This window comes from Sphingomonas aerolata, from assembly GCF_003046295.1.
In the GTDB taxonomy this organism is placed as follows: domain Bacteria; phylum Pseudomonadota; class Alphaproteobacteria; order Sphingomonadales; family Sphingomonadaceae; genus Sphingomonas; species Sphingomonas aerolata.
In genome coordinates, this window is record NZ_PZZN01000002.1 from 36,962 (window position 1) to 62,776 (window position 25,815).

Consider the following 25,815-nt stretch of genomic DNA (forward strand, 5'->3'; position numbering starts at 1 on the left):
ACAAAAAAAGGGCCGCGGGAGTTTCCTCCCCCGGCCCTTTTTGCTGCGTCCCGTCTCAGTGGCTGCCCGGGGGCGCCATGTCGATCGGCTCGCCGCCATCGGCCATCCCGCGCCCGAGATAGCTCTTGCGGTAGCCATAGAGGAAATAGATCACGAGGCCGACCGCGCCCCAGATCGGCAGCACCGCCATCGCTTCGTAGGGAAGCGAGAAATACAGCCCGATGCAGCCGACGATCGTCAGCGGCGCGACGATCCAGGCCGCCGGCGTGCGGAACGGACGATGCCGGTTCGGCTCGCGCTTGCGCAGGATCAGCAGTGCGATCGCGACCATCATGAACGCGTAGAGCGTGCCCGCATTGGCGATGTCCGCGAGCTGCCCGACCGGCAGGAACGCGGCGGCGAACGCGACGAACACGCCGGTGATTGCGGTGACGATGTGCGGCGTCTTCCACTTGGGATGCACGCGGCTGAGCACTTCGGGCAGCAGGCCGTCGCGGCTCATCACGAAGAAGATGCGCGTCTGGCCGAACATCAGGATCAGGATCACCGACGGCAGCGCGAGACCGGCGGCATAGCCCATCCAGTTGCCGACATTGGCATAGCCGACCTGACGCAGGACATGCGCCAGCGCCTCGTTCGAACAGACCAGCGCCTGCGCATTGGCGGGGATCAGGCAGGCGCGGGCGAGCTCGGCCGACCCGGTGGTGAACGGCACGCCGTCGGCGCCGAACAGCGGCTGTCCGCCGATCGTGCCGATCGCGCCCGCTGCGACCAGCATGTAGAACACGGTGCAGATGCCGAGCGAGGCGATCAGCCCGATCGGCACGTTGCGCTGCGGATCCTTGGTCTCCTCGGCCGCGGTCGAGACCGCGTCGAAGCCGACATAGGCGAAGAAGATCGTCGCCGCCGCGCCGACCACGCCCAGCCCGTTGCTGCCGAGGATGCCGGTGGGGAGGAACGGCTCGAAATTAGCGCCATGCGTCTTGGGCAGCGTCAGCGCGACGAACGCGGTCAGCGCGACGACCTTGATCGTCACCAGCACCGCGTTGACGCGCGCGCTCTCGGTCGTGCCGATCATCAGCAGCCAGGTGATCAGCAGCGAGATGACGACCGCGGGCAGGTTGATGAACCCGCCCGGCATGTACGGCCCGTGCGACAGCCAGGTCGGGAGTGTTATCCCGAACGTCTCGTGCAATATCGAGCCCGCGAAATAGCCGGACCAGCCGACCGACACGGCACTCGCGGCCACCGCATATTCGAGGATCAGCGCCCATCCGACCGTCCAGGCGAGCAGCTCGCCCATGACCGAATAGGTGTAGGTATAGGCGGAGCCCGCGACCGGGGCCATCGCCGCGATCTCGGCATAGCAGAGCGCGGCGACGACGCAGACCGCGCCGGCGACGACGAAGCTCAGGATCATGCCCGGCCCGGCCTTCTGCGCGGCGGCCGAGGTCAGCACGAAGATACCCGTGCCGATCACGCAACCGATGCCGAGCATGGTTAGCTGGAACGCGCCCAGCGATCGGTGGAGCGATTTCTTCTCCGCCGTCGCCAGAATGGCGTCCAGTGACTTAACGCGACCAAAAATCAATTCGGTTCCCCCCGGGGGTTGTGAGGGCCGGTTCACTGGCCCCCTTGCTCAAGCCGGGAAGCCTAATGGCAATTTTATTACGCGCAATCCTTTAGTGGCGGAAAGCCGCGCTATCCGGCCAGCATCGGGCCAAGCGGACGCCCGCCAAAGACATGAACGTGCAGATGCGGCACCTCCTGATGCCCGTGCTGGCCGATGTTCGCGAGCAGGCGATAGCCCGGCTCGACCAGCCCCGCGGCGCGCGCGACCGTCCCGACCGCGCGGATGAACCCGGCGATCTCCGCATCGCCCGCACGCGCGGAGAAATCGTCCCACGAGACATAGGCGCCCTTGGGAATCACCAGCAGATGCGTCGGCGCCTGCGGGTTGATGTCGTGGAACGCGATCGCGAAGTCGTCGTCATAGACGCGGTTCGACGGAATCTCGCCGCGCAGGATCTTCGCGAAGATGTTCTGGTCGTCATAGGGTTGGGTGGCGTCGATCGGCATGGGGCTTGCTCCTTTCGGAGCATCCTACCAACCTTCGTCATCGCCGCGAAGGCGGGGATCCATATCCTCGGCGGATCACGATCCCGCGGCACGGCCAGCCAGTCCGGATACCCGCCTTCGCAGGAATGACGGAGTTGGCGGGTCAGCCGGTCCGTGCGGCCTTCTCGACCAACCCGCCGACTCCTTCGCGCCGCTCAAGCTCGGCCCGCACATCGTCGAGGCTCAGCCCGGCGTCCGCCAGCAGCACCGCGAGATGGAACATCAGGTCGGCGGCTTCGGGGACGATGCTTGCCTCGTCGCCCGAACAGGCCGCGATCACCGTCTCGACCGCTTCCTCGCCGAGCTTCTGCGCGATCTTGGGGCGGCCGCGCGCGAACAGGCTGGCGGTGTAGGAGGTGTCGGCGGGCGAATCGCGGCGCGCGCGGATGGTCGCCTCCAGGCGGTCGAAAACGGGGTCTGCCATGCCGCGCGTGCTGACGCAGGCGCGCGGGCGGGTCAATCCTTTGCGCGCGGCGGCCGCTTCAGGAACCGCTTGCGCAGCGCGCGGCGGACCAGCCAGACGCCGATCGCGGCGACCGCGAACAGCGCGATGTCCGACGCTTCGGGGCCGGTGCGCGGATGCACCACGCCGCTATGCCCCGACTGCACCGCGACCAGCGGCAGCGTCGCCATGCCGGTCAGGCCGACCGCAAGGGGGTCCGCACCGGGATCCCCGCAGCCGCCAGCGCGGCATGCGCGTCGCCGATCGACGCCTGGCCGAAATGGAAGATCGATGCGGCCAGCACCGCGCTCGCATGCCCGTCGCGGATCCCGGCGACCAGATCGTCGAGCCCGCCGACCCCGCCGCTCGCCACGACGGGCACCGCCACGCGGTCGGCGATCGCGCGGATCAGCGCGAGGTCATAGCCGCTGCGCGTCCCGTCGCGGTCCATCGAGGTCACCAGCAGCTCCCCGGCGCCGAGGTCGGCGAGCTTCACCGCATGCGCGATCGCGTCGATCCCGGTCGCGCGCCGGCCGCCATGCGTGAACACCTCCCAGCCTTCGCCCGAGCGCCGCGCATCGACGCTCGCGACGCAGCACTGGCTGCCGAAACGTTCGGCGATATCGGCGACGAGTTCGGGCCGCTCGACCGCGGCGGAATTGACCGCGACCTTGTCCGCGCCCGCCAGCAACAGCGCGCGCGCATCGTCCGCGGTCCGCACGCCGCCGCCGACCGTCAGCGGCATGAAGCACACCGCGGCGGTCCGCCGCACGACGTCGAGGATCGTGCCCCGGCCCTCATGGCTCGCGCCGATATCGAGAAAGCACAATTCGTCCGCCCCGGCGGCATCATAGGCGCGCGCCTGCTCGACCGGATCGCCCGCGTCGCGCAGCTCGACGAAGTTCACGCCCTTCACGACGCGGCCATCGGCGACGTCGAGACACGGGATCACGCGTGCGCGGACGGTCATGCGGGGTCTCGAAGAAGTGGTTCACGCGGAGACGCGGAGACGCGGAGACGCGGCGAAGCCGCGAGGAAAACGATCTCGCGCAGAGGCGCAGAGAACGCAGAGAAGCTCGTGCGGGCAGCAGCGTGTAGGATTTCATCGCCTGCGAGGATGGAGGGACCGCTGACGCGGTCGGCTCTGCGTCTCTGCGCGAAACCACTATCTCCGCGTCTCCGCGTCTCCGCGTGACCCCTCATGCCGCCTTCGCCACGCTCAACGCCGCCGCAAGATCGAGCCGCCCGTCGTACAACGCACGCCCCGTGATCACGCCCTCGACCCCGTCCCGCACATGCAAGGCGAGCACGTGGATCTCGGCGATCCCCTTGACCCCGCCGCTCGCGATCACCGGAATGTCGACCGACCGCGCCAGGTCGACCGTCGCCTCGACGTTGCAGCCCTTCAGCATCCCGTCGCGCCCCACGTCCGTGAACAGCAACGACGCCACCCCCGCATCCTCGAACCGGCGCGCGAGATCGACCGCGCTGGTGGTCGAGACGTCGGCCCAGCCCTTGGTCGCGACCATGCCGTCCTTCGCATCGACCGCGACGACGATCCCGCCGGGGAAATCCTTCGCCACGCCGCGCACGAAGTCGGGATCCTCGAGCGCCGCGGTGCCGATCACGACCCGCGACACGCCCAGATCGAACCAGCCCTCGACATTGGCACGCGTGCGGATCCCGCCGCCGAGCTGCACATGCCCCGGAAATTGCGAAACGATCGCGCGCACCGCGTCGCCATTGACCGACGCGCCCGCAAACGCGCCGTCGAGATCGACGACGTGCAGATACTCGGCACCGGCGCTCGCGAACAGCATCGCCTGCGCCGCGGGATCGTCGCCATAGACGGTCGCGCGGTCCATATCGCCCTCGGCGAGGCGGACGACTTGCCCTGCCTTGAGGTCGATCGCGGGGAAAACGATAAGGCTCACGGCCGCCACTCCAGAAAACGTTCGAGCAAGGCCAGGCCGTAGCGCTGGCTCTTCTCAGGATGAAATTGCACGCCGATCATCGTGTCGCGGCCGATCGCCGCGGTGACGGGGCCGGCGTGATCGGTGGTTGCGAGCACGTCGGCGCCTTCAAACGCGAAGCTGTGCAGGAAATAGGCCTCGCCCGGCGCGATCAGCGGATGCGCGGTCGCCGGCACGACGTCGTTCCAGCCCATATGCGGCACCTTCGCGTCCATCGTCCCCGGCTCGAGCCGTCGAACGCGCCCCGGCACCCAGCCGAGCCCGGCATGCGTCCCCATTTCCTCGCCCGCGTCCGCCATCAGCTGCATGCCGACGCAGATGCCGAGGAACGGCGCGCCCTCGTCCCGCACGCGGCGGTTCAGCGCCTCGACCATCCCCGGCACCGCGCGCAACGCCGCCGCGCATGCGCCATACGCGCCGACGCCGGGCAGCACGATCCGGTCCGCTTTCGCAACGACGTCCGCGTCGGCGGTGACGATCAGGTCGCTACAGCCCGCGGTGCGCAGCGCGTTCTCGACCGAATGCAGGTTCCCCGCGCCGTAATCGATCAGCGCGAGCGTCACAGTATCCCCTTGGTCGACGGGATCGCGTCGGCCTTGCGCGGGTCGATCTCGATCGCGGTGCGCAGTGCGCGCGCGACGCCCTTGAACGCGGCCTCGGCGATATGGTGGTTGTTGGTGCCGTACAGCGTCTCGACGTGCAGCGTGATGCCCGCCGCCTGCGCGAAGCTGTGGAAGAAATGCTCGAACATCTCGGTGTCCATGCCGCCCAACCGGCTCTGCGAGAACAGGTCCTTCCAGACGAGCCAGGGACGGCCGGAGATATCGAGCGCCACCCGCGTGAGAGTCTCGTCCATCGGCGACAGCGCATCGCCGTAGCGCGCGATGCCGCGCTTGTCGCCGAGCGCCTGCGCGAACGCCTGGCCGATCGCGATGCCGGTATCCTCGACGGTGTGATGCTCGTCGATATGCAGGTCGCCCTTGGTGCGGACGTGCAGGTCGATCAGCGAATGGCGCGAGAGCTGTTCGAGCATGTGGTCGAAGAAGCCGACGCCGGTCTCGACGTCGTAAACGCCGGTCCCGTCGAGGTTGATGGTGACGTCGATCGCCGTCTCGGCGGTGGAGCGGGAAATCGTGGCGGTGCGCATGCCACCTCCCATAACGTGCGCCACGACGCATGCAATCTTGACCACGATCCGAATACCGCTACCCAAGGGGAATGAGTGATGGACTGCCCGATAGCCTGATTCCGTACGACGAGATCGTGCAAGAAGCCCTGCGTGCCGTCGTCGGCCGCGTGCTCGGTTCCGTGTCGGAGGCCGGCGGGCTTCCCGGCGAGCATCATTTCTACATCACCTTCAAGACGCAGGCGCCCGGCGTCGACATCCCCAAGCGGCTGATCGAACGTTTCCCGGACGAGATGACGATCGTCATGCAGAACCGCTACTGGGACCTCGTCGTCGACGACGAGCGCTTCTCGATCGGCCTGTCGTTCAACCAGGTCCCGTCGAAGCTGGTCATCCCCTATTCGGCGATCACCGCATTCCAGGATCCCGCGGTCAGCTTCGAACTGCGCTTCCAGGCGCAGGAAGGCGCGGACGAGTCGCTCGGCGAGCATGACCCGGCCGAGAATGACGGCCCGACCGCGGTGCCGATTGAAGACGGCTCGAACGTCGTCGCCGTGGATTTCAAGCGGAAGAAGTGAGCTGGAGCGAGGCGATCAGGCAAAGCTGATCGCCGGTCGCAAAGCGACGCGAACGGCCGGCCGACGCGCACCGCGCGGTCGACGACATGGGATTTACTCCCATGTCGGGCTTCTGCTGTACGCCGCCATACCGGAACAAGCCCGGCATGACGGCGTAGGTAGGCTATGACCAACACCCGCACAGAAACCGACTCGATCGGCCCGATCGACGTCCCCGCTCAGGCCTATTGGGGCGCACAGACCGAGCGATCGGTCGAGAATTTCCCGTTCGGCATCCGCGAACGCATGCCGATCGAGATCGTCCACGCGCTCGCGCTCGTCAAACAGGCCGCCGCCCGCGTGAACCGCGCGCACGGCCTCGACGCCAGCATCGCCGACGCGATCGACGCCGCCGCACAGGAGGTGATCGACGGCACGCTCGACGACCAGTTCCCGCTCGTCATCTGGCAGACCGGCAGCGGCACGCAGTCGAACATGAACGTCAACGAGGTGATCGCCGGCCGCGCCAACGAAATGCTCACCGGCACGCGCGGCGGCAAGTCGCCGGTCCATCCCAACGACCATGTCAACATGAGCCAGTCGTCGAACGACAGCTTCCCGACCGCGCTCCACATCGCCGCCTCGCTCGCCGTGACGCGCCGGCTCTTTCCCGCGCTCGACCGGCTGCGGACCGCGCTGCAGGCGAAGGCGGATGCGTGGGACGACATCGTCAAGATCGGCCGCACGCACCTGCAGGACGCGACCCCGCTGACGCTCGGGCAGGAATTCGGCGCCTATGCCAATCAGGTCTATCGCTGTGGCCGCCGGATCGAGCCGGGCGTCACCAACGGCACCAACCGGCTCGCGCAGGGCGGCACCGCGGTCGGCACCGGGCTCAACGCGCCCAGGGGGTTCGCCGAGGATTTCTGCAAGGCGGTCTCCGACCTGACCGGCCATCCGTTCATCCCCGCCGAGAACAGCTTCGAGGCGCTCGCCTCGAACGACCCGCTCGTCCATCTGTCGGGCACGCTCAACACGCTCGCGGTCGCGCTGACCAAGATCGCCAACGACATCCGCCTGCTGGGCAGCGGCCCGCGCTGCGGCTTTGGCGAGATCGACCTGCCCGCCAACGAGCCCGGCAGCTCGATCATGCCCGGCAAGGTCAACCCCACCCAGTGCGAGATGCTGACGATGGTCGCAGGCCAGGTGATGGGCAACCATGTCGCGGCCACCATCGGCGGAATGCAGGGCCATCTCGAGCTGAATGTCTTCAAGCCGCTGATCGGCGCGAACGTGCTGCGCTCGATCGACCTGCTCGCGACCGCGATGGAGGGCTTTGCGGAGCGCTGCGTCGACGGCATCGAACCCAATCGCGACCGCATCGCCGACCTGCTCGACCGCTCGCTGATGCTCGTCACCGCGCTCGCCCCCGAGATCGGCTATGACGCAGCGGCGAAGATCGCCAAGCACGCGCATGTCGAGGGGCTGACGCTGAAGGAAGCCGGCCTCGCACTCGGGCTGGTCGATGCGGAGACGTTCGACCGGGTCGTGCGGCCCGAATCGATGCTCGGCCGCTAACGCTTCCCCACCCTGAAACCGTTCGTGCTGAGCGAAGTCGAAGCACCGTCGCTTGCGGCACACCCTTCGACGTCGCTCAGGGCGAACGGACGGGGGAGGGGCGCACCTGCGGGGAACCCAAACGCGGTTCGCGCGCTAACCCGCCACACGCGAAGGAGAAATTACGTGGGCGCAACGACCATAGGCGCGCTGATCGGCGCAGGCATCGACTCGCTCAGCGGCGATGACGGCAATGCGGACGGCGCGATCATCGGTGCGGTCACCGCCAACGTGCTCAAGATCGTCGTGCCGCTGGCCGTGACCTACGCGATCGGCTGGGCGGTGTTGCGCGGTGCAGCGGAACTCAAGGACCAGGTTTTCGGAGAGGTTAAGTCATGATCGGACGTATCATCAGTGCATTGGTTGGCCGCGAAATGGGTCGGCGCAGCGGCGGCAGCGGCGGCACCTCAGGTGCGGTCAAGGGCGTGGTCGCGATGAGCGTGCTGCGTCGCATGGGCCCGCTCGGCATGATCCTCGGCGGCGGCTATGCTGCCAAGAAGGCGTATGACCGCAACCGGGCACGCAAGTCGGGCTACTGATCCGCCGCCAGAATGACACGCGCGGGCTGTGCATGGGTTGACGCCCATGCGCAGTCCGCGGCAAGGGCGCGCATGCCCCACACACTTCCGTCCGACCCGCATGGTTTCCGTCGCCGCGGCGTCCTGTTCGTCCTGTCCTCGCCATCGGGCGCCGGCAAGTCGACGATCGCGCGCCGATTGCTCGCCGACGAGCATGAGCTGGAGATGTCGGTCTCGGTGACGACCCGCGCGATGCGACCGGGCGAAGTCGACGGCAAGGACTATCATTTCACCGATCTCGAGGGCTTTCGCGACATGGTCGCGAAGGACGAATTCCTCGAATGGGCCCACGTCTTCAACCACCGCTACGGCACCCCGCGCGCGCAGGTCGAGGAGATGCTGGCGGCCGGCAAGGACGTGCTGTTCGACATCGACTGGCAGGGCGCGCAGCAGCTGTTCCAGATCGCGGGCGGCGACGTCGTCCGCGTCTTCATATTCCCGCCGTCGATGGAGGAACTCCACCGCCGCCTCACCAGCCGCGGCACCGACTCGACCGAAGTGATCGACGCCCGCATGTCGCGCGCCGCGAACGAGGTCAGCCACTGGGACGGCTATGATTACGTCCTGGTCAATGACGACGTCGACAGCTGCATCCGCGGCGTGAAGACGATCCTTGCCGCCGAACGCCTCAAGCGTTCGCGCCAGACCGGCCTGATCGGCTTCATCCGCCGCCTGACGCGCTGACCCCCCGTCATCCTGGATCGAGTCCAGGATGACGAAACCCTACAGCATCCCCAGAAACGCCACGCCACGCGCGAATTCCTGGCGCTTGAGCTCGCGCAGCTGCGCCGCCTGCCAGTCCTCGCCCCACATCTCGATCGACCAGTCCTCGTCGATCCCCGCCGCCGCCCAGGCCGCATCGCCGTCGATCTCTCCCTCGACCAGCGCCAGCCCGATCACCAGCGACCCCGTCAGCGTGACGACCGGCGACAGCCCGGCAAGGTGGAAATCGTCATGCGCCGCGACCGCCTCGTGCAGCCGCGCGATCGTCGCGGGGGCTTGCGCGACGTGCATCACCCCCGCCGTCACCGCGAACGTCACGTCGTACCGCGCGCGCGCCCAGTCGAGCAGCGGGTCCCAGCGCGCCGCCTGCCGCTCGACCAGCGGCGGCGGCCCGTCCGCGCGGTAGCAGAGCAGGTCGCTCTCGCCATAGGCCGCCAGCCGCTGCGCGAACTGCGCCGGATCGTTCGCGATCGGATCGGTCGCGGCATTGGCGAGGCCCGTCAGCGGCATCGTCCGCGGATCGATCGTCTCGCCGACGCTGCGCCATTCCTCCGCGACCGCCTGCGCCAGCGCATCGGTCGGCAGCGCGAGCGGCCGTCGCCCGGGGGTGCGGACCGGCTTGCCGTCGAGCGTCACCACGCGATCCGCATCGATCGCGACGTCTGTCCAGAATCTCTTCATGCGTCCTGTCCGGTCATTCGGTGGGCGTGCGCCAGCGCTGCGCCAGGCTGCGCGGCACGATCGCGATCATCGCCATCGCCGACAGCACGATCGCGGTGCCGAGGATCTTCGGCCCCCAGCTATAGGCGCGCGCGATCAGCACCAGCCCGAGCACCGCGCCCGCCACCCCGGCAAGTCGCACGCCGACCAGCACGAACCAGCGCCGCTGCGCCAGGCGATCGGCCTCCGTCACGACGCGGTCACCAGATGACGCAGCGCCGGTACCGTCTCGGCGACGACGTCCGCACCGGCATCCGCCAGCTCGTCGACCGCGTGATAGCCCCAGGTGACGCCGACCGCGCGCGCCCCCGCGGCGCGTGCCATCGCCATGTCATAGCTCGTATCGCCGATCATCGCGGTCGTCGCCGGGGTCGCGCCCGCCTCCTTGATCGCCGCGAACAGCATCGCCGGATCGGGCTTCGACGGATGCCGGTCCGCGGTCTGCAGCGTCACGAAGCGGTCGGCGATGCCGTGCGCGGCGAGGACATGCGCGAGCCCGCGGTCCGACTTGCCCGTGGCGACGCCCAGCATCCAGCCATCGTCGGCAAGCGTCGCCAGCACGTCGGCGATCCCCTCGAACAGCGGCTCCTCGATCAGCTCGCCGCTCGTCCGCATCGCATGGAACGCGGCCTTGTAGTCGGTGGCGAGCGTGCGGTGCAGCGCCTCGTCGCCCTGCGGCACCAGGATCTGCATCGCCTCGACCAGGCTGAGCCCGACGATCCGGCGAATCGCGGCGCGCGGCGGCGGGACGAGCCCGGCCGTCTCGAACGCCCGCTCGCACGCGACGCAGATATTCGCCTGACTGTCGACGAGCGTCCCGTCGCAATCGAACACGGCGAGGCGGATCATGAGATTTTCCAGCGCATCCCCGTCTCGTAGATCAGCCGGGCGAACGAGGGAACGCCAAACCGGAACGCGCATCGTCATGTTCCCCCGCAAAGGCGGGGGACTCGGACCCAAGCAGAACTGCCGATCATGCCCCCTGGACCCCCGCCCCCGCGGGGGAACGGGCAGGAAGGCGGAGCCTCACCATCACCATAACCACCACCCCGGCGAAGGCCGGGGTCCAGTTGGGCGACGGTGCTAACGGCGCACAGCACCCGGTTACTGCAAGCTCTCCAACTGGACCCCGGCCTTCGCCGGGGTGATATTGGGTATGGGGCGAGGTTGGTTCGCTAGATGGCCGCGACCCCCGCCTCCGCGGGGGAACGGGCAGGCGGGCACCCCCTCACCATAATAACCACCCCGGCGAAGGCCGGGGCCCAGTTGGGGGACGGTGCTAACGAAGCGCAGCACCCGGTTACTGCAACCTCTCCAACTGGGCCCCGGCCTTCGCCGGGGTGGTAGTGGATATGGGCGAGACCACCCCGCTAGATCATCGCGACCCCGGCCCACTCCGGGGCCCACTCGGCTTCCCCCCCGGACGACCGCGGCCACCAGGCTTGCCACCCTCGACCCGCGGCCCACTCCTGGGCGCACCGAATTTCGACCCCGCGCCCGTCCGCGAACCACCCGTCTTCGGCCCCGCAGGCTTGCCCCCCGCGGTCTTCTCCTCGACCACACCGCGCCCGCGACGTTCGCCGCGGCGTTCCTTGCGGACCGACTTGGCATGCGCCCGCGCGCGCGACTTGATCTCCTCGCGCGACGGCGCGGTCTTCTCGTCGAGCACCAGCGCATCGCCGAGCGACTCCTCGAAGCCCAGCTGCTTCAGGCTTTCCGCGAAATGCGTCGGCAGTTCGGCGGTCACGTCGATCGACCCGCCATCGGGATGGTCCACCTTGATGCGGCGCGCATGCAGATGCATCTTGCGCGAGATCCCGCCGGTCAGGAACGCCGCCGCACCGCCATATTTGCCGTCGCCGACGATCGGATGGCCGATCGCCGCCATGTGGACGCGCAGCTGGTGCGTGCGGCCGGTAAAGGGCTGCAGCTCGACCCAGGCGGCGCGGTTGCCCGCGCGCTCGATCACGCGGTACCGGGTCCGCGCGGGCGCGCCCTCGGCCTCGTCGACATGCATCTTCTCGCCGCCGGTGCCGGGCTGCTTGCCGATCGGCAGCTCGATCATGCCGTCCTCGATCGACGGCACGTCGACCACCAGCGCCCAATAGACTTTCCGCGCAGTCCGCCCCGAAAACGCCTTGGCGAAGAACGCCGCCGCGCGCGACGTCCGCGCCACCAGCAGCGCGCCCGACGTATCCTTGTCGAGCCGGTGGACCAGCTTCGGCCGGCCCTCATTGTCATACTGGAGCGCATCGAGCAGCCCGTCGACATGCTGCGTCGTCTTGGTGCCGCCCTGCGTTGCCAGACCCGGCGGCTTGTTCAGCACGAACGCCTGGAAATCCTTGTGGATGACCATCGCCTGCGCGGCTTCGGTTTCCTCGTCCGACAGGATCACGCGCTCGCGCACGCGCCGCGGCGCGTCCACGTCGGCGGTGGCCTTGTCGGCTTCGGGCGGCGGCACGCGCAGCATCTGGCCCGCCGCGATCCGGTCGCCCGGCGTCGCGCGCGCACCGTCGACGCGCAGCTGGCCGGTCCGCGCCCACATCGCCACCGTCGTGAAGCTCGTCTCGGGCAGATGCCGCTTGAACCACCGGTCCAGCCGGATGCCGTCATCGTCGAACCCGACGTTGAACTCGCGGAAATTCGTATCGCTATCGTGTTTGCCCGCAGTCATGCGACGGCCCTTACTGCGGAGAGACCCGCGAACAACGCGGCGATCGAACCGATCACCGACACCAGAACATAGCCGAGCGCGAGGCCCGGCGCGCCACGCTCGATCATCGTGACGACGTCGAGCGAGAAGGAGGAAAAGGTCGTGAACCCGCCGAGCACGCCGACGCCGAGCAGCAGCCGCCAGCCTTCGGGCGCCGAATGGCGCGCAAGCACGCCGACGAGCACGCCCATCAGCAGCCCGCCGACGAGATTGACCGCCAGCGTGCCAAACGGATAGCCGGCACCGAGCAGCGCGGTCATCGCGCGCCCGGTCAGATAGCGCGCGCCGGATCCGACCGCGCCACCGACCATGACATAGAGAAGGGGAGACATGCCCGCGCCCTAGCGCGAATCGCGGAAAACGGAAAGCCGCGCTTGACGGGGATGCGCGGCGCTCGCCCTTGGGCGCGGCGGCGACGGTCAGCGCCCGGCGTTGGAGACCAGATCGACGTCGCTGACCCCGTCCATGCGCGGCGTGACATACACACTATAGGCATCGCCGCCGCGCAGACCGCCGAGTACGTGCCGGCGGCCATCGCTGCGGTGGTCGGCCGAATAGCCCGTGTCGGCGGTGCGGGTATAATAGAAGTCGAGCAGCCGCTGCGGCGTGGCCCGACTCGAAAAGTGCACGACGCGCAGCCGGCAGCCGGCCTGGTCGGAACCTGCCGCCTCCGACAGTTGCGCATCGGGATAGAGCGGCAGGTCGGCGGGCAGGCGATTCGCCCACAGCGCCGAATAGCCGATCGTCCGCGCGCACGCCGCCGCGTTCGGAAACGTCTGCCGCTCGGCCAGCGCGCCCAGCGTCAGCGCCGCGTCGGCCTGGCGGCAGGCGGAACAGTCACCGGCAGCGGCGGGCGCGCGTTTCAGCGTACGTGGATCGACCGTATCGGCGCGGCGGCCCGCTTCCTCGGGTGGCATCGCCCCGCCCATCGGTTCGGGCGGCGGGCGGATCGCGTCGTCGTTCGACGACTGGGTCAGCGTCGGGTCGACCATGATCTGACCCGCGAGCGCGGCGTTCAGCGCCGGGTCGCCCGCATTGCCGTTGCCAAGGTCCGCCTCCAAGTTCGTCGCGTCCTGCTGATCATCGACCGCGGGCTCGCCGCACGCGATCAGCGCGAGCGGCAGGGCAAACGCTAGGGCGGGCAGGCGGATGGTGCGGGCGGAACGGGTCATCACCCGGCATCAATGCGGGAGTGCGGGTGAAGAAAGCGTTGTCGCGGTACGCTTGGTCGGCCGGCCCGCGATCTTGCCTGCGACCGGTCGAGACGCCATGTTTGGGTCATGCTCAACCTCGTCTCGATCCTCATCGGCCTCGTCACCCTCGCGCTGGGTCTCGTCGCCTTCTTCCCGCTGCTCGGCTGGATGAACTGGCTGGTCATCCCGATCGGCATCGTCGGCGCTGCGGTGGGTGCACTGTCGTCGAGCAATGCCGGGCGCAATCTCAACATCGTGCTGATCATCATCTTCACGCTGCGGCTGATGCTCGGCGGCGGCATCATCTGATCACAGGAGTCTTGGGGTCAGCGGCAGCGAATCCGGCCGCGATCGACCGACCGGCCGGGCAGCGCGCCGCCGCGCGTATCGACCAGCGTGCCGATCAGCCGTGACTCACCGCGTGCGATAATATTGCCAAGGACGCCGCCGGCAAGCCCGCCGGTGATCAGCCCGGTCGTCCCGTCCTCGCGGCGGCAGTAATAGCGGCCATCGGCGCCGCGATACAGGCGATCCGCCCGGCTCAGCCGGCGCACCTCGTAATAGCGGCCGTCGCGAAAATACCGGTCCGCGAAATAGCCGCGCTGCCCCGGTTCGGGGCGATCATGATCATAGGCGCGGTATCGCTGCCAGTCGCCGGCGTCGCGTCGTGCGCCGCCGGCGATCGTCTGTGCACCGGCCGCGGCGGCACCAGCGACCCCCGCCTCTAACCCCGCACCGAGCAGGACGAGGGCGACGGTCGCGGCGATCCGCATGCCGGCGCGTCGATCAGGCAAGCGTGTGGTCGAGCGTGATGTCGGCGTTCAAGACCTTCGACACCGGGCAGTTCGCCTTGGCATCCGCCGCGATCGTCGCGAACTCGTCGGCCGAGATGCCCTCGACCTTCGCGTTCAGCGTCAGCGCCGACTTGGTGATCTTGAACCCGTCGCCATCCTTGTCGAGCGTCACCTTCGCGCTCGTCTCGAGCGTACCCGCCTCATAGCCCTTGGCCGCGAGCGCAAAGCTCAGCGCCATGGTGAAGCAGCTCGCATGCGCGGCGGCGATCAGTTCTTCGGGGTTGGTGCCGGGCTCGTTCTCGAACCGCGTGTTGAAGCCGTAAGGCGAGTCGGACAGGACGCCCGACTGCGTCGAGACATGGCCCTTGCCGCTCTTGCCAAGGCCTTCATAGCTGGCCGAACCGCTGCGTGTCGTCATTTTCGGATCCTTCGAAACATGAAAAAGGGCGCCGCGGTTTCCCGCGACGCCCCCCTTCAACGCATCAGTCCGCAATGCGGTGCGTGGTTTAGCGGCAACGACGATTATTGTTGCTCGTGCCCTTGTCGATCGCGCGACCGGCCAGGCCACCCAGGACCGCGCCGCCGAGCGTGCCGACCGTGCGGTCGCCGCGCGTGTCGACCGTGCGGCCGAGGAGCGCGCCACCGACGCCGCCGATGATCGTGCCGGTCGTGCCATTGCTCTTCTTGCAATAGGTCCGGCCGTCGCGACCGCGCCATTCGCGCTTGCCGCGCTGCGCATCCGCGGCCGAGATCGGCACCGCGAGCGTCGGCAGGACGAGGGCGGTCGCGCTGAGTGCCATGATCAACTTACGCATAAAATCTACTCCCGTTTGTAATGATCTGTGTCCGTAACGGCCGGCGTTTACCCCCGGTTGCATGAACCCAAAACAACGTCGCGTTCATCTTCGCTCCGGGCATCCTGGGTCGTGCAGGGCACGCGATTTGTCCCCGTTATCCACAGCAAGTTATCCACAGGCTGTGCACAAAAGGATAAGACCCGGCAAAATTCGCCGCGCATACGGGCTGTCCGGGCACTTTTCCCCGTTATCCACAAAGAATTATCCCCGCCTGTGGATAAGTTGGTCGTCAGCCGGGAAATGGCGCAAAATCCGGTCGCGGCTGCACCCTCGCTTGTGTCGCGCGCCACAGCGGCTAGGCCGGGGGGATGCTGCCCGTCACGATCCTGTCGCCCGACGTCCTCCCCGCCGCTGCGCGCTGGCTCGATCTCGCCGGGCTCGCGGTGTTCGCCGCCTCGGGTGCGCTCGCTGCGGCCAAGCGCGGGCAGACCGTCGTCACCGCGATCTTCTTCGGGCTGATCACCGGGGTCGGCGGGGGCACGGTGCGCGATCTGCTGATCGACGCGCCGGTCTTCTGGGTGCACGACGCGCGCGCCGCCAGCATGTGCCTGATCGTCGCGCTGGTGATCTGGATCACGCCCGAACGCTGGTGGCGCGACGAGGCGCTGGGCTGGTTCGATGCGATCGGGCTCGCCGCCTATGCGGTGTTCGGCGCGGCCAAGGCGCTCGGCTACGGCGTGCCGCCCGTGCCCGCGGTGCTGATGGGGGTGATGAGCGCCTGTTTCGGCGGGATCATCCGCGACGTGCTCGCGGGCGAACCCTCGATCCTGATGCGCCCCGAACTCTATGTCACCGCAGCGGCGCTCGCCTCGGCGAGCTATGTCGGGTTGGTGCTGCTGGGCGTGTCGATCGGCTGGTCCGCGGTCGTCGCGGCGAGCGCGGGGTTCAGCCTGCGCGCCGCCGCGATCCGCTTCCACCTCGCGCTGCCCGCCTACCGCGCACGCCGCTAGTCCGCAGTCAGCCCCGCACGACACCGACCTCGGCAAAGCGGCGCGGCTCGACCGGCGGCACCGCCGCGTCGTTCAGCGCGCATTGCCAGTGGCCGACATCGATCCACTGGCCGTTCTTGTACCCGACCGCGCGGTAGACGCCCGCGCGGCGGAACCCGACCGATTCGTGCAGCCGGATCGATCCGTCATTGGGCAGCGCGATCACCCCGATCGCCTGGGTGAAGCCTTGCGCGCGCAGCGTGTCGATCAGCGCCTCGTACAACAGCCGCCCCGCACCCTGGCGCTGCGCCGCATCCGCGACATAGACCGTGGTCTCGACGACGAAGCGATAGGCGGCGCGCTCGCGGAACCGTCCGGCATAGCCGAAGGCGATCACCCCGCCCGCATCCCCCACCGTCGCGACCAGCCAGGGATAGAGCCCGTCCGACGCCGCCATCCGCGCGCGCATCTGCCGCGTGTCGGGCGCCTCGGTCTCGAACGAGACCGTCCCCACCAGCACGTGCGGCGCATAGATCGCGGCGATCGCGGCGGCGTCCTCGGGTCGCGCCGCCCGGATCGTGATGGCCCCGGCCGTCCCGATCGTGGGCGACGCGCCTGGCATTACAGGCCGATCCGCGCGAGCAGCAGGTCGAGCAGCCGCGCGTCGCCGCCGTCGCCGGCACTCGGGCCGATGCCGCCGCATTCGAGGCAGCGTGCCTGGATCGACCCCGATGTCGCCAGCCGCTTCATGTCGCCGACCGCGCGCGCGACCATCTGGCGGCGGTCGAGCGCGATCCGGCCGAACGCGTCGCTGCCGGTCGTGGTGTCGTCGTCGCCCGTGTCGAAACCGGCGGCGAGCTGGGCAAGCACGCCCGGCGGCTTTTCGAGATATTCGGCATGGATCTTGGCGGGATCGAGCTTGGCGCGGCGGGCGGCCTCGGCGATCGCGTCCTTCAGCGTGCCGAACCGGTCGACCAGCCCGATCTGGCGCGCGGTGCCGCCGTCCCAGACGCGGCCCTGGCCGATCGCGTCAACCCGCGCGGGGCTCAGCTTGCGCGACGCGGCGACGCGCGCGATGAACTGGCGATAGCCATTCTCGATCCCCGCCTGCATCAGCGTGTCGAACATCGGCGTCGTGCCGCCGGTGATGTCGGGCTGCCCCGACAGCGGCGTCGTCTTCACGCCGTCGGTGGTGACGCCGATCTTGGCGAGCGCGGTCTCGAATGTCGGGATGATCCCGAAGATGCCGATCGACCCGGTGATCGTGCCGGGTTCGGCGAAGATCACGTCGGCCGGCGTCGACACCCAGTATCCGCCCGACGCGGCGAGCCCGCCCATCGACACGACCACCGGCAGGCCCTTCTTCTTGGCCTCGAGGATCGCGAGCCGGATCCGTTCGGACGCCAGCACCGACCCGCCCGGCGAATCGACGCGCACGACCAGCGCCTTGAGGTTCTTCTTGGCGAGCCCGTCGAGCATCGCCTTCTCGATCGTCTTGCCCGCCGCGGTGCCGGGACCGCCTTCGCCGTCGACGATGTCGCCCGCCACGGTCAGCACGCCGATCGCGTCGCCGCCGGTCGGCAGGGGATTGGCCTTGACCCAGGAATCATAGGTGATGGTGTTGAAACTGCCCGCAGGCTTGCTCGTGTCGGCGCCCGCGATCGCGGCGACGCGCTTGCCGAACGCGGTACGGTCGCCGAGCTTGTCGACGATCCCTGCGCGCAGGTTCGCGGTTGCGATGTCGCCATTGGCGGCGAGCACCAGGGCGTCGGGACGCGCGAGGAACTGCGCGATCTGCGCCTTGGGGCGGGCCTTGGCGACCGCTTCGCGCCACTGGTCGTACAGCGTGCCGTACAGGGCCTGGCTCGCCGCGCGCGCATCGTCGCTCTGGTCGGTGCGCGTATAGGGCTCGACGAACGACTTGTAGCGGCCGACGCGGTAGACATGCGTCGTGATCCCCAGCTTGTCGATCAGCCCCTTATAGTAAAGCTGGTTGCCGCCCGGCCCCATGAACAGCGTGCCGCCCAGCGGATTGACCCAGACCTCGCTCGCATTGGCCGCCAGCCGGTAGCTGCCGTCGGTATAGGCGGTCGCATAGGCGAGCACCGGCTTCTTGGCGGCGCGGACGCGCGCGATCGCGTCGCCGATTTCGCCCAGCGCGGCGGGATAGGCCCCGGTAAAGCCGTCGAGATCGAGCACCAGCGCCTTCACCCGGCCATCGGTCCGCGCGGTATCGATCGCGCGCACCACGTCGCGCAGGCGGAACTGCTTCGGCGTATTCTGTCCCGACAGCGCGGCAAAGGCGGCGGGTTCGGCGGGCTGCTCGACGATCGAGCCGTTCAGGTCGAGCACCAGCGCGCCGTCCTTGATCGCCTTGGTCCCCGGCCGCGCATTGAGCGCCGCGAAGACCAGACCGAAGAACAGCAGCATCGCGATCAGGACGAGTGCGTCCTTGATCCCGACCAACAGCTTCCATGCGCCGCGTACCAGCTTCACCTGCGTCTCCTCATACCGGCACGGCCGGTTGGTGCGATGCCGGCAACGCCGGTTCACCGTCGACGATAGCCGCGTGTGTCATGCGGGAGCAATACGCTTATCTTTGGCACGGCGGTCGCCCGCCGGCGCTGCGCCGCGCGCGCGCCGGTAACCGCAATCCGTTATCCTGACGAAAGTCAGGACCCAGAGCCAAGCCGGACAGCGCCCCGTAACCCTGGATCCTGACCTGCGTCAGGATGACGAGTGGAAAGGGCAGGGCCGCCAACCCCGCCCGCCGCAACCGCCCTCCGCACAAACCTCCGGCCCGATAACGCCGCACCGCACCCCAATCCCGTCATCCTGACGAAAGTCAGGATCCAGAGCCAAACAGGACAGCGCCTCGCAACCCTGGGTCCTGACTTTCGTCAGGATGACGGGGGCGGGGCGGAGGCGGGGACCGCCGACCCCGATCTTCCCCAAAAGGACCAATCCACTGGCCAGCCAGCCCCGCCAGCCCGCCCGCGCCCCGCCGCGCCGCCTCGCGCACCACCCGGGCAGATCCCAGGTGTCCCACGCCGCAAATCCCGCTAGGGGCGGCCGGGTGATCGAATCCGTTCCTATCGCCACCGGCCCGGCGCCCGCCGATGCCCGCGCCGAGTTTCGCGCGCTGCTGCGGCTTGCCACCCCGCTGGTCGGGGCGAACCTGATCCAGATGGCGGTGTCCGCGGTCGACGTGATCTTCGTCGCGCGGCTCGGCACGGTCGATCTTGCCGCCGCGACGCTCGGCGTGTTCGTCTTCAACCTGCTGATGTTCGCACTGATCGGGCTGACCAGCGCGGCGGCGCCGCTGATCGCCGCCGAACTCGGCCGCCGCGCGCATGCCGTGCGCGAGGTCCGGCGCAGCGTGCGGATGGCGCTGTGGCTCGGGATCCTCGGTTCGCTCCCCGTCATCCTAGTCCTCACGCAGGGCGAAACGCTGATGCGGCTCGCCGGCCAGGACCCGGAGGTCGCGCGCCGCGCCGGCCGGTTCATGACGATCATCGCCTTTGCGCTGCTGCCCGGCGTGCTCGCGGGCGTCATGCGCACCGCGGCGGCGGCGCTCGGCCGGCCGGGCTGGGCGTTTCTCGTCACCGGGCTTTCGCTGCTCGTCGGCATCGCGGGCAACTGGCTGCTGGTGTTCGGCAATCTCGGCTTCCCCGCGCTCGGGCTGGAGGGCTCGGCGCTCGCCAGCGTCGCCAGCCTCGGCGTGATGATGATCGCGTACGGCGTGATCCTGACGACCGACCGGCGGCTGCGGCGCTTCCACCTGTTCGGCCGCTGGTGGCGGACCGAATGGTCGCGCTTCCACGAGATCGTCCGGCTCGGCACGCCGATCATGCTGACCTGGATCTTCGAAGGCGCGCTGTTCGGCGGCGCGGCGCTGCTGATGGGGCTGATCGGCGTCGCGGAGGTCGCGGCGCATGCGATCGCGCTCAACATTGCCGCGGTCGCGTTCCAGGTGCCGTTCGGCGTCGCGCAGGCGGCGACGATCCGCGTCGGCATGGCGTACGGCGCGCAGGACCGGGTCTGGATCACCCGCGCGGGCAATGTCGCGCTGGTCGTCGGGATCGGCTTCATGGCGGCCAGCGCGCTGCTGATCTGGGCGGTGCCGCGGCTGATGATCGGCGTCTATGTCGATCCCGACCTGCCGCAGAACGCGGTCGTCGTCGCGCTCGCGCTGCGGTTCCTCGGCGTGGCCGCGGTGTTCCAGCTCGTCGACGGCGCGCAGGCGGTCGCGGCAGGCGTGCTGCGCGGGTTGCAGGACACCCGGACGCCGATGCTGATCGCGCTGTTCGGCTATTGGGTGATCGGCTTCGGCACCGCGATCCTGCTCGGCTTCCGCACGCCGCTTGCGGGCGAGGGGGTGTGGTGGGGGCTGTTCGCAGGGCTCGCGGTCGTGTCGGTGCTGCTGCTGTGGCGCTGGTCGCGGCGTGATCGGCTGGGGCTCGTCCTGACCCGCGGAATGTAACGATTGACGCGATTTTCGATTGGACGCCCGTTGACGATGCCGGGGACGCGGCACATATGACGGCTGTTGGCACTCGATATCGTCGAGTGCCAGAAATCTGTCACAAACCTAAAGGACATGGATCCCATGAACTTTCGTCCGTTGCACGACCGCGTGCTGGTGAAGCGCCTCGAAGCCGAAGAGAAGACGGCTGGCGGCATCATCATCCCCGACACCGCCAAGGAAAAGCCGCAGGAAGGCGAAGTCGTCGCCATCGGCACCGGGACCCGCGCCGAGAACGGCACGATCACCCCGCTCGACGTCAAGGCTGGCGACAAGATCCTGTTCGGCAAGTGGTCGGGCACCGAGGTCAAGGTCGACGGCGAAGATCTGCTGATCATGAAGGAATCGGACATTCTGGGCATCGTCGGCTGACGCCGACGTGGCCTGGATCGCCCTTTAGGGCTGGTCCGGACCGCGCTCAAGAATACCTTTTTCGTCTCAACATTCACAACATTCGTTTGAAAGGGTAGCTGACATGGCTTCCAAGGACGTAAAATTCGGTCGTGACGCGCGGGAGCGCATCCTCCGCGGCGTCGACATCCTCGCCGACGCGGTCAAGGTGACCCTGGGGCCCAAGGGCCGCAACGTCGTCATCGACAAGAGCTTCGGCGCACCGCGCATCACCAAGGACGGCGTCACCGTCGCCAAGGAGATCGAGCTCAAGGACAAGTTCGAGAACATGGGCGCGCAGATGCTGCGCGAAGTGGCCTCGAAGACCAACGACATCGCCGGTGACGGCACGACCACCGCGACGGTCCTGGCGCAGGCCATCGTCCGCGAGGGCATGAAGTCGGTCGCAGCAGGCATGAACCCGATGGATCTGAAGCGCGGCATCGATCTCGCCGTCGTCAAGGTCGTCGAGGACGTCAAGGCACGTTCGAAGCCGGTTTCGGGTTCGAAGGAAGTGGCGCAGGTCGGCATCATCTCGGCAAACGGCGACCGTGAAGTCGGCGAGAAGATCGCCGAAGCCATGGAGAAGGTCGGCAAGGAAGGCGTGATCACCGTCGAGGAAGCCAAGGGTCTCGAATTCGAGCTCGACGTCGTCGAAGGCATGCAGTTCGACCGCGGCTATCTCTCGCCCTACTTCATCACCAACCCCGAGAAGATGACCGTCGAGCTTCAGGATCCCTACATCCTGATCCACGAGAAGAAGCTGTCGAACCTGCAGGCGATGCTCCCGATCCTGGAAGCCGTCGTTCAGTCGGGTCGTCCGCTCCTGATCATCGCCGAGGACATCGAGGGTGAGGCTCTCGCCACGCTCGTCGTCAACAAGCTGCGCGGTGGCCTGAAGGTCGCAGCGGTCAAGGCACCGGGCTTCGGCGATCGTCGCAAGGCGATGCTCGAGGACATCGCGATCCTGACCAAGGGCGAGATGATCTCGGAAGACCTCGGCATCAAGCTCGAGACCGTCACGCTCGGCATGCTCGGCACCGCCAAGCGCGTCACGATCGACAAGGACAACACCGTCATCGTCGACGGTGCCGGCGATCACGAGACGATCAAGGGCCGTACCGAAGCGATCCGTCGCCAGATCGAGAACACCACCAGCGACTATGACAAGGAGAAGCTCCAGGAGCGTCTTGCCAAGCTCGCCGGCGGCGTTGCCGTGATCAAGGTCGGCGGTTCGTCGGAAGTCGAAGTCAAGGAGCGCAAGGACCGCGTCGACGACGCGCTGCACGCAACCCGCGCAGCCGTCGAAGAGGGCATCGTCCCCGGTGGTGGTACGGCTTTGCTGTACGCGACCAAGGTGCTCGACGGCCTGACCGGTGCGAACGAAGACCAGACGCGCGGTATCGACATCGTCCGCAAGTCGCTGACCGCTCTGGTTCGCCAGATCGCGCAGAATGCGGGTCATGACGGTGCGGTGGTTTCGGGCAAGCTGCTCGACGGCAACGACTCGAACATCGGCTTCAACGCCGCGACCGACACCTACGAGAACCTGGTGGAAGCCGGCGTGATCGATCCGACCAAGGTCGTCCGCACCGCGCTGCAGAACGCGGCATCGGTCGCAGGCCTCCTGATCACGACCGAAGCGGCCGTGAGCGAAATGGCCGAAGACAAGCCCGCCATGCCCATGGGCGGCGGCGGCGGCATGGGCGGCATGGGCGGCATGGACTTCTGATTTCGAACGGGAGGAGCGACGCTCCTCCCGACACGAAATCAGAACGGCCGGCGGGCTGGGCGGCGAAAGCCCCCAGTCCCGTCCGACGAAAAGGGCCGGCTTTGCCGGTCCTCCGTTCCGACCAAGACGACCCAAAGCAAAAGGGCCGGGGAGCGATCCCCGGCCCTTTGTCCGTTCTCACTATTGGCGAAAAGGCCTCAGCGGTTCTTCATCGCCGCGATCAGCTTCTTCACTTCCTGGCTGCGACCCCGCGGCATGATCAGCACGTCGTTGCCGCTCGCCACCACGATCAGGTCCTCGACCCCGACCAGCGCGACCTTGACGCCGTCGCTGCGCACCAGGCAGTTCTTCGTGTCGATCGCCAGCACGCTGCCGTCGCCATCGCCGCGATGCGCATTGCCGTCCGCGTCGCGCGCGCTGATCGCATGCAACGCGTCCCAGCTGCCGACGTCATTCCACCCCATCGCCACCGGCACCACCGCGACGCGGTCGGCCTTTTCCATCACCGCATAGTCGATCGAATCATCGGGCGACGCGGCAAAGGCCTCGGCGTCGGGATAGATCCGCGTGCCTTCGCGGCGGGCGAGCTTCATCGCATCGGTCGTCGCGACCAGGATGCCGGGATCATGCTGCGCAAGGGCAGCGAGATAGGCGTCGGCGCGGAACAGGAAGATGCCGCCATTCCAGGCATGATCGCCCGAGGCGAGCATCGCCTCCGCCTTGTCGAGCGGCGGCTTCTCGACGAAGCGCGCGACGCGGTGGACACCCGCGGCCAGCTCCTCGCCGACCTGGATCCAGCCATAGCCGGTTTCAGGCGCGTCGGGGGCGATGCCGAACGTCACCAGCCAGCCCTGCGCGACCATCGGCAGCGCCGCGGCGATCGCGGCGTGGAAGGCGGGCAGGTCGGCGATGACGTGATCGGACGGCATGACGAGCATCGCGTCGCCGCTGCCGGCACCGGTCTCGCCCGCGGCGATCGCCGCGAGTGCGATCGCGGGCGCGGTGTTGCGGCCCATCGGCTCGAGGATGAGCGCCTGTGCCTCGGCGCCTGCATCCTTCAGCTGCGCTTCGACCAGATCGGCATGCGCGGCGTTGGCGACGACGATCGGCGCCGCGAAGCGTTCGCCCTGCGCGCGGCCTGCGGTCAGCTGCAACATGGTCTGGTCCGCGGTCAGCGCGAGCATCTGCTTGGGCATTTCGGGACGCGACATCGGCCACAGCCGGGTGCCGGAACCGCCGGACAGGATCACGGGTATAATCGTTCGAACTGTCATGCGACCTCCACTCGGGAGACCGTATAACGACCAATCCGGGACTTCCAATCGCAAACCACCCCGCCAGCGCGCGGTCTTCAGCCTTTGTTTGCGAATTGGTGCAAAGAGACAGCTAGGTGTCGGGTGCGTTTACAGTCACCCTGTCGGGATCCCGCCGAACGATGATCAGGCTCTTCAAACACTACGTCCCCTATGCGGTGCTGCTGCTCGGCATCGTCGACGCCGTGCTGCTGGTCGTGGCGGGGGAGATTGGCTGGGTGGTCCGCGCGCATCAGATCGGCATGGCGGTCGAGCCGATCCACACGCGCGTGCTCCAGCTCGCGACCTTCGCCGCGGCGTTGCAGATCGCGCTGGTCGCGGTCGGCGCCTATGGCGTCGCCTCCTTCCTGTCGCTGCGGTTTGCCGCCGCGCGGCTCGCGGTTGCCTTCTCGCTCGGCGTGATCTTCCAGTCGCTGATCTTCTTCCTGGTCCCCGCGCTCACCTTCTGGCGGTCGAACCTGCTCTATGCGACGCTGATCGCGGCAGTCCTGCTGGTGACGGTGCGCGCGGTGCTTGGCCGGCTGCTGGGCGGCGACACGTTCAAGCGTCGGATCGTCGTCCTCGGCGCTGGCCATCGTGCCGCGCGGATCCTCGCGCTCTCGCAACAGCCCGGGATCAACTTCGTCGCGGCGGGCTTCGTCGCGATGGGCGAGGCGGAGGCCGTGGTCGACGGTGCGGTTCCGCGCGCCGACATCCCGAACCTGGCGGCGCATATCGTCGACCTGAACGCGGGCGAAGTCGTCCTCGCGCTCGAAGAACGGCGCAACGCGCTGCCGCTCAAGGATCTGCTCCGCGTCCGCACGACCGGCGTCCAGGTCATCGAGATTTCGACCTTTCTCGAACGCGAAACCGGGCGGATCGATCTCAACAGCGTGAATCCGTCCTGGCTGATCTTTTCCGACGGTTTTGCCAGTGGCCGGATGCTGTCGAGCGTGTTCAAGCGCGCGTTCGACATCGTCGCCAGCCTGATCCTGCTCGCGGTCACGCTGCCGATCATCCTGGTCACCGCGCTTGCGATCAAACTCGAGTCGCGCGGCCCCGCTTTCTATCGCCAGCGGCGCGTCGGCCTCTACAATCAGGGGTTCGACATCCTGAAGCTCCGCTCGATGCGGCAGGATGCCGAGATTGCGGGCAAGGCGGTCTGGGCGGCGGAGGACGATCCCCGGATCACGCGGATCGGCCGCTTCATCCGCAAGGTCCGCATCGACGAACTGCCGCAGACCTGGACCGTGCTCCGCGGCGAGATGAGCTTTGTCGGCCCACGCCCCGAACGGCCACAATTCGTCGACGAACTCGAGACCTATCTGCCCTATTATGCCGAGCGTCACATGGTGAAGCCGGGCATCACGGGCTGGGCGCAGATCAACTATCCTTACGGCGCATCGATCGAGGATGCGCGGCACAAGCTCGAATATGATCTGTATTACGCCAAGAATTATTCGCCCTTTCTCGACATGCTGATCCTCTTGCAGACGCTCCGGGTCGTTCTGTGGCCGACCGGCGCGCGCTGAACGT

General features: G+C 68.1%; 31 protein-coding genes. 11 read left to right on the plus strand and 20 right to left on the minus strand.

The features are described 5' to 3' along the window. Positions 1–55: 55 nt before the first annotated feature. From C8J24_RS07570 to hisB, 8 genes are all read right to left on the minus strand, one after another. The gene (locus C8J24_RS07570; RefSeq protein WP_107931517.1) at positions 56–1,591 is read right to left on the minus strand and encodes an amino acid permease; all 1,536 of its coding nucleotides are present in this window, start codon (positions 1,589–1,591) and stop codon (positions 56–58) included. A 110-nt stretch (positions 1,592–1,701) separates the two neighbouring features. Next, a complete protein-coding gene (locus C8J24_RS07575; protein WP_056408832.1) occupies positions 1,702–2,079 on the minus strand; it encodes a histidine triad nucleotide-binding protein in 378 nt (125 codons plus the stop codon). Between the two features lie 142 nt (positions 2,080–2,221). Continuing rightward, complete coding sequence (locus C8J24_RS07580; RefSeq protein ID WP_031394257.1) at positions 2,222–2,542, minus strand: phosphoribosyl-ATP diphosphatase; 321 nt, start codon at positions 2,540–2,542, stop codon at positions 2,222–2,224. Between the two features lie 32 nt (positions 2,543–2,574). After that, on the minus strand, positions 2,575–2,751 hold the full coding sequence (locus C8J24_RS17540; protein WP_166747134.1) for a hypothetical protein: 177 nt from the start codon (positions 2,749–2,751) through the stop codon (positions 2,575–2,577). 5 nt (positions 2,752–2,756) lie between these two features. Then, positions 2,757–3,530 (minus strand): imidazole glycerol phosphate synthase subunit HisF, encoded by a 774-nt coding sequence (gene hisF, locus C8J24_RS07585; RefSeq protein WP_107931518.1) that lies wholly within the window; start codon positions 3,528–3,530, stop codon positions 2,757–2,759. A gap of 229 nt (positions 3,531–3,759) precedes the next feature. Continuing rightward, complete coding sequence (hisA, locus tag C8J24_RS07590) at positions 3,760–4,494, minus strand: 1-(5-phosphoribosyl)-5-[(5-phosphoribosylamino)methylideneamino]imidazole-4-carboxamide isomerase (RefSeq protein WP_107932674.1); 735 nt, start codon at positions 4,492–4,494, stop codon at positions 3,760–3,762. Beyond that, the gene (hisH, locus tag C8J24_RS07595) at positions 4,491–5,096 is read right to left on the minus strand and encodes an imidazole glycerol phosphate synthase subunit HisH (RefSeq protein ID WP_107931519.1); all 606 of its coding nucleotides are present in this window, start codon (positions 5,094–5,096) and stop codon (positions 4,491–4,493) included. Before hisH ends, hisA begins: the two co-directional genes overlap by 4 nt. Beyond that, positions 5,093–5,680 (minus strand): imidazoleglycerol-phosphate dehydratase HisB, encoded by a 588-nt coding sequence (gene hisB, locus C8J24_RS07600; RefSeq protein ID WP_107931520.1) that lies wholly within the window; start codon positions 5,678–5,680, stop codon positions 5,093–5,095. The genes hisH and hisB overlap by 4 nt, the downstream gene beginning before the upstream one ends. 71 nt (positions 5,681–5,751) lie before the next feature. Here hisB and C8J24_RS07605 point away from each other — a divergent pair, with 71 nt between their 5' ends. The 5 genes from C8J24_RS07605 to gmk all read left to right on the plus strand — a co-directional run bounded on the left by C8J24_RS07605 (position 5,752) and on the right by gmk (position 9,095). Beyond that, on the plus strand, positions 5,752–6,237 hold the full coding sequence (locus tag C8J24_RS07605; RefSeq protein ID WP_031394376.1) for an SspB family protein: 486 nt from the start codon (positions 5,752–5,754) through the stop codon (positions 6,235–6,237). A 165-nt stretch (positions 6,238–6,402) separates the two neighbouring features. Next, complete coding sequence (gene fumC, locus C8J24_RS07610; protein ID WP_107931521.1) at positions 6,403–7,794, plus strand: class II fumarate hydratase; 1,392 nt, start codon at positions 6,403–6,405, stop codon at positions 7,792–7,794. A gap of 165 nt (positions 7,795–7,959) precedes the next feature. Then, positions 7,960–8,172 (plus strand): hypothetical protein, encoded by a 213-nt coding sequence (locus C8J24_RS07615; protein ID WP_037530644.1) that lies wholly within the window; start codon positions 7,960–7,962, stop codon positions 8,170–8,172. Beyond that, on the plus strand, positions 8,169–8,372 hold the full coding sequence (locus C8J24_RS07620) for a hypothetical protein (protein ID WP_031440271.1): 204 nt from the start codon (positions 8,169–8,171) through the stop codon (positions 8,370–8,372). The genes C8J24_RS07615 and C8J24_RS07620 overlap by 4 nt, the downstream gene beginning before the upstream one ends. A gap of 72 nt (positions 8,373–8,444) precedes the next feature. Further along, entirely contained in the window at positions 8,445–9,095 is a 651-nt protein-coding gene (gene gmk / locus C8J24_RS07625; RefSeq protein ID WP_031394372.1) for a guanylate kinase, read from the plus strand. Between the two features lie 39 nt (positions 9,096–9,134). Here the strand turns inward: gmk and C8J24_RS07630 are convergent, their stop codons facing one another. The 6 genes from C8J24_RS07630 to C8J24_RS07655 form a co-directional block, all read right to left on the minus strand. Next, positions 9,135–9,815 carry an ATP12 family chaperone protein gene (locus C8J24_RS07630; RefSeq protein ID WP_107931522.1) on the minus strand — a complete coding sequence of 227 codons (681 nt, stop codon included), beginning with the start codon at positions 9,813–9,815 and terminating at the stop codon, positions 9,135–9,137. Positions 9,816–9,828: 13 nt separating this feature from the next. Then, positions 9,829–10,047 (minus strand): hypothetical protein, encoded by a 219-nt coding sequence (locus C8J24_RS07635; protein WP_037532554.1) that lies wholly within the window; start codon positions 10,045–10,047, stop codon positions 9,829–9,831. Beyond that, the gene (locus C8J24_RS07640; protein ID WP_107931523.1) at positions 10,044–10,703 is read right to left on the minus strand and encodes an HAD-IA family hydrolase; all 660 of its coding nucleotides are present in this window, start codon (positions 10,701–10,703) and stop codon (positions 10,044–10,046) included. Before C8J24_RS07640 ends, C8J24_RS07635 begins: the two co-directional genes overlap by 4 nt. 526 nt (positions 10,704–11,229) lie before the next feature. Continuing rightward, complete coding sequence (locus C8J24_RS07645) at positions 11,230–12,528, minus strand: RluA family pseudouridine synthase (protein WP_107931524.1); 1,299 nt, start codon at positions 12,526–12,528, stop codon at positions 11,230–11,232. Further along, the gene (crcB, locus tag C8J24_RS07650; protein ID WP_031441014.1) at positions 12,525–12,899 is read right to left on the minus strand and encodes a fluoride efflux transporter CrcB; all 375 of its coding nucleotides are present in this window, start codon (positions 12,897–12,899) and stop codon (positions 12,525–12,527) included. Before crcB ends, C8J24_RS07645 begins: the two co-directional genes overlap by 4 nt. A gap of 87 nt (positions 12,900–12,986) precedes the next feature. Then, positions 12,987–13,739, minus strand: coding sequence for a hypothetical protein (locus C8J24_RS07655; protein WP_107931525.1), 753 nt, complete (start codon positions 13,737–13,739; stop codon positions 12,987–12,989). Positions 13,740–13,847: 108 nt separating this feature from the next. Between C8J24_RS07655 and C8J24_RS07660 the strand changes: the two genes are divergently transcribed. Then, positions 13,848–14,069 (plus strand): hypothetical protein, encoded by a 222-nt coding sequence (locus tag C8J24_RS07660; protein ID WP_031395999.1) that lies wholly within the window; start codon positions 13,848–13,850, stop codon positions 14,067–14,069. Positions 14,070–14,086: 17 nt separating this feature from the next. Here the strand turns inward: C8J24_RS07660 and C8J24_RS07665 are convergent, their stop codons facing one another. From C8J24_RS07665 to C8J24_RS07675, 3 genes are all read right to left on the minus strand, one after another. Beyond that, positions 14,087–14,554: a hypothetical protein gene (locus C8J24_RS07665; RefSeq protein WP_146163652.1), complete on the minus strand. Its 468-nt coding sequence runs from the start codon at positions 14,552–14,554 to the stop codon at positions 14,087–14,089. Then, on the minus strand, positions 14,547–14,972 hold the full coding sequence (locus C8J24_RS07670; protein WP_031395930.1) for an OsmC family protein: 426 nt from the start codon (positions 14,970–14,972) through the stop codon (positions 14,547–14,549). Before C8J24_RS07670 ends, C8J24_RS07665 begins: the two co-directional genes overlap by 8 nt. Positions 14,973–15,060: 88 nt before the next feature. Next, a complete protein-coding gene (locus tag C8J24_RS07675; RefSeq protein WP_037532560.1) occupies positions 15,061–15,369 on the minus strand; it encodes a glycine zipper 2TM domain-containing protein in 309 nt (102 codons plus the stop codon). 350 nt (positions 15,370–15,719) lie between these two features. Between C8J24_RS07675 and C8J24_RS07680 the strand changes: the two genes are divergently transcribed. Further along, complete coding sequence (locus C8J24_RS07680; protein ID WP_107931527.1) at positions 15,720–16,361, plus strand: trimeric intracellular cation channel family protein; 642 nt, start codon at positions 15,720–15,722, stop codon at positions 16,359–16,361. Between the two features lie 7 nt (positions 16,362–16,368). Here C8J24_RS07680 and C8J24_RS07685 read toward each other — a convergent pair whose 3' ends face one another. Continuing rightward, positions 16,369–16,962, minus strand: a complete 594-nt coding sequence (locus C8J24_RS07685; RefSeq protein WP_107931528.1) for a GNAT family N-acetyltransferase — start codon at positions 16,960–16,962, stop codon at positions 16,369–16,371. Then, entirely contained in the window at positions 16,962–18,836 is a 1,875-nt protein-coding gene (sppA, locus tag C8J24_RS07690; protein ID WP_107931529.1) for a signal peptide peptidase SppA, read from the minus strand. The genes C8J24_RS07685 and sppA overlap by 1 nt, the downstream gene beginning before the upstream one ends. 580 nt (positions 18,837–19,416) lie before the next feature. Between sppA and C8J24_RS07695 the strand changes: the two genes are divergently transcribed. From C8J24_RS07695 to groL, 3 genes are all read left to right on the plus strand, one after another. After that, a complete protein-coding gene (locus tag C8J24_RS07695; RefSeq protein WP_338110808.1) occupies positions 19,417–20,823 on the plus strand; it encodes an MATE family efflux transporter in 1,407 nt (468 codons plus the stop codon). A 126-nt stretch (positions 20,824–20,949) separates the two neighbouring features. Beyond that, the gene (gene groES / locus C8J24_RS07700) at positions 20,950–21,237 is read left to right on the plus strand and encodes a co-chaperone GroES (protein ID WP_031394281.1); all 288 of its coding nucleotides are present in this window, start codon (positions 20,950–20,952) and stop codon (positions 21,235–21,237) included. Positions 21,238–21,340: 103 nt separating this feature from the next. Further along, the gene (gene groL / locus C8J24_RS07705) at positions 21,341–22,987 is read left to right on the plus strand and encodes a chaperonin GroEL (RefSeq protein ID WP_031394280.1); all 1,647 of its coding nucleotides are present in this window, start codon (positions 21,341–21,343) and stop codon (positions 22,985–22,987) included. A 197-nt stretch (positions 22,988–23,184) separates the two neighbouring features. Here the strand turns inward: groL and C8J24_RS07710 are convergent, their stop codons facing one another. Then, complete coding sequence (locus C8J24_RS07710; protein ID WP_107931531.1) at positions 23,185–24,261, minus strand: mannose-1-phosphate guanylyltransferase/mannose-6-phosphate isomerase; 1,077 nt, start codon at positions 24,259–24,261, stop codon at positions 23,185–23,187. A gap of 161 nt (positions 24,262–24,422) precedes the next feature. Between C8J24_RS07710 and C8J24_RS07715 the strand changes: the two genes are divergently transcribed. Beyond that, positions 24,423–25,811: a TIGR03013 family XrtA/PEP-CTERM system glycosyltransferase gene (locus C8J24_RS07715; RefSeq protein ID WP_107931533.1), complete on the plus strand. Its 1,389-nt coding sequence runs from the start codon at positions 24,423–24,425 to the stop codon at positions 25,809–25,811. Positions 25,812–25,815: the final 4 nt, after the last annotated feature.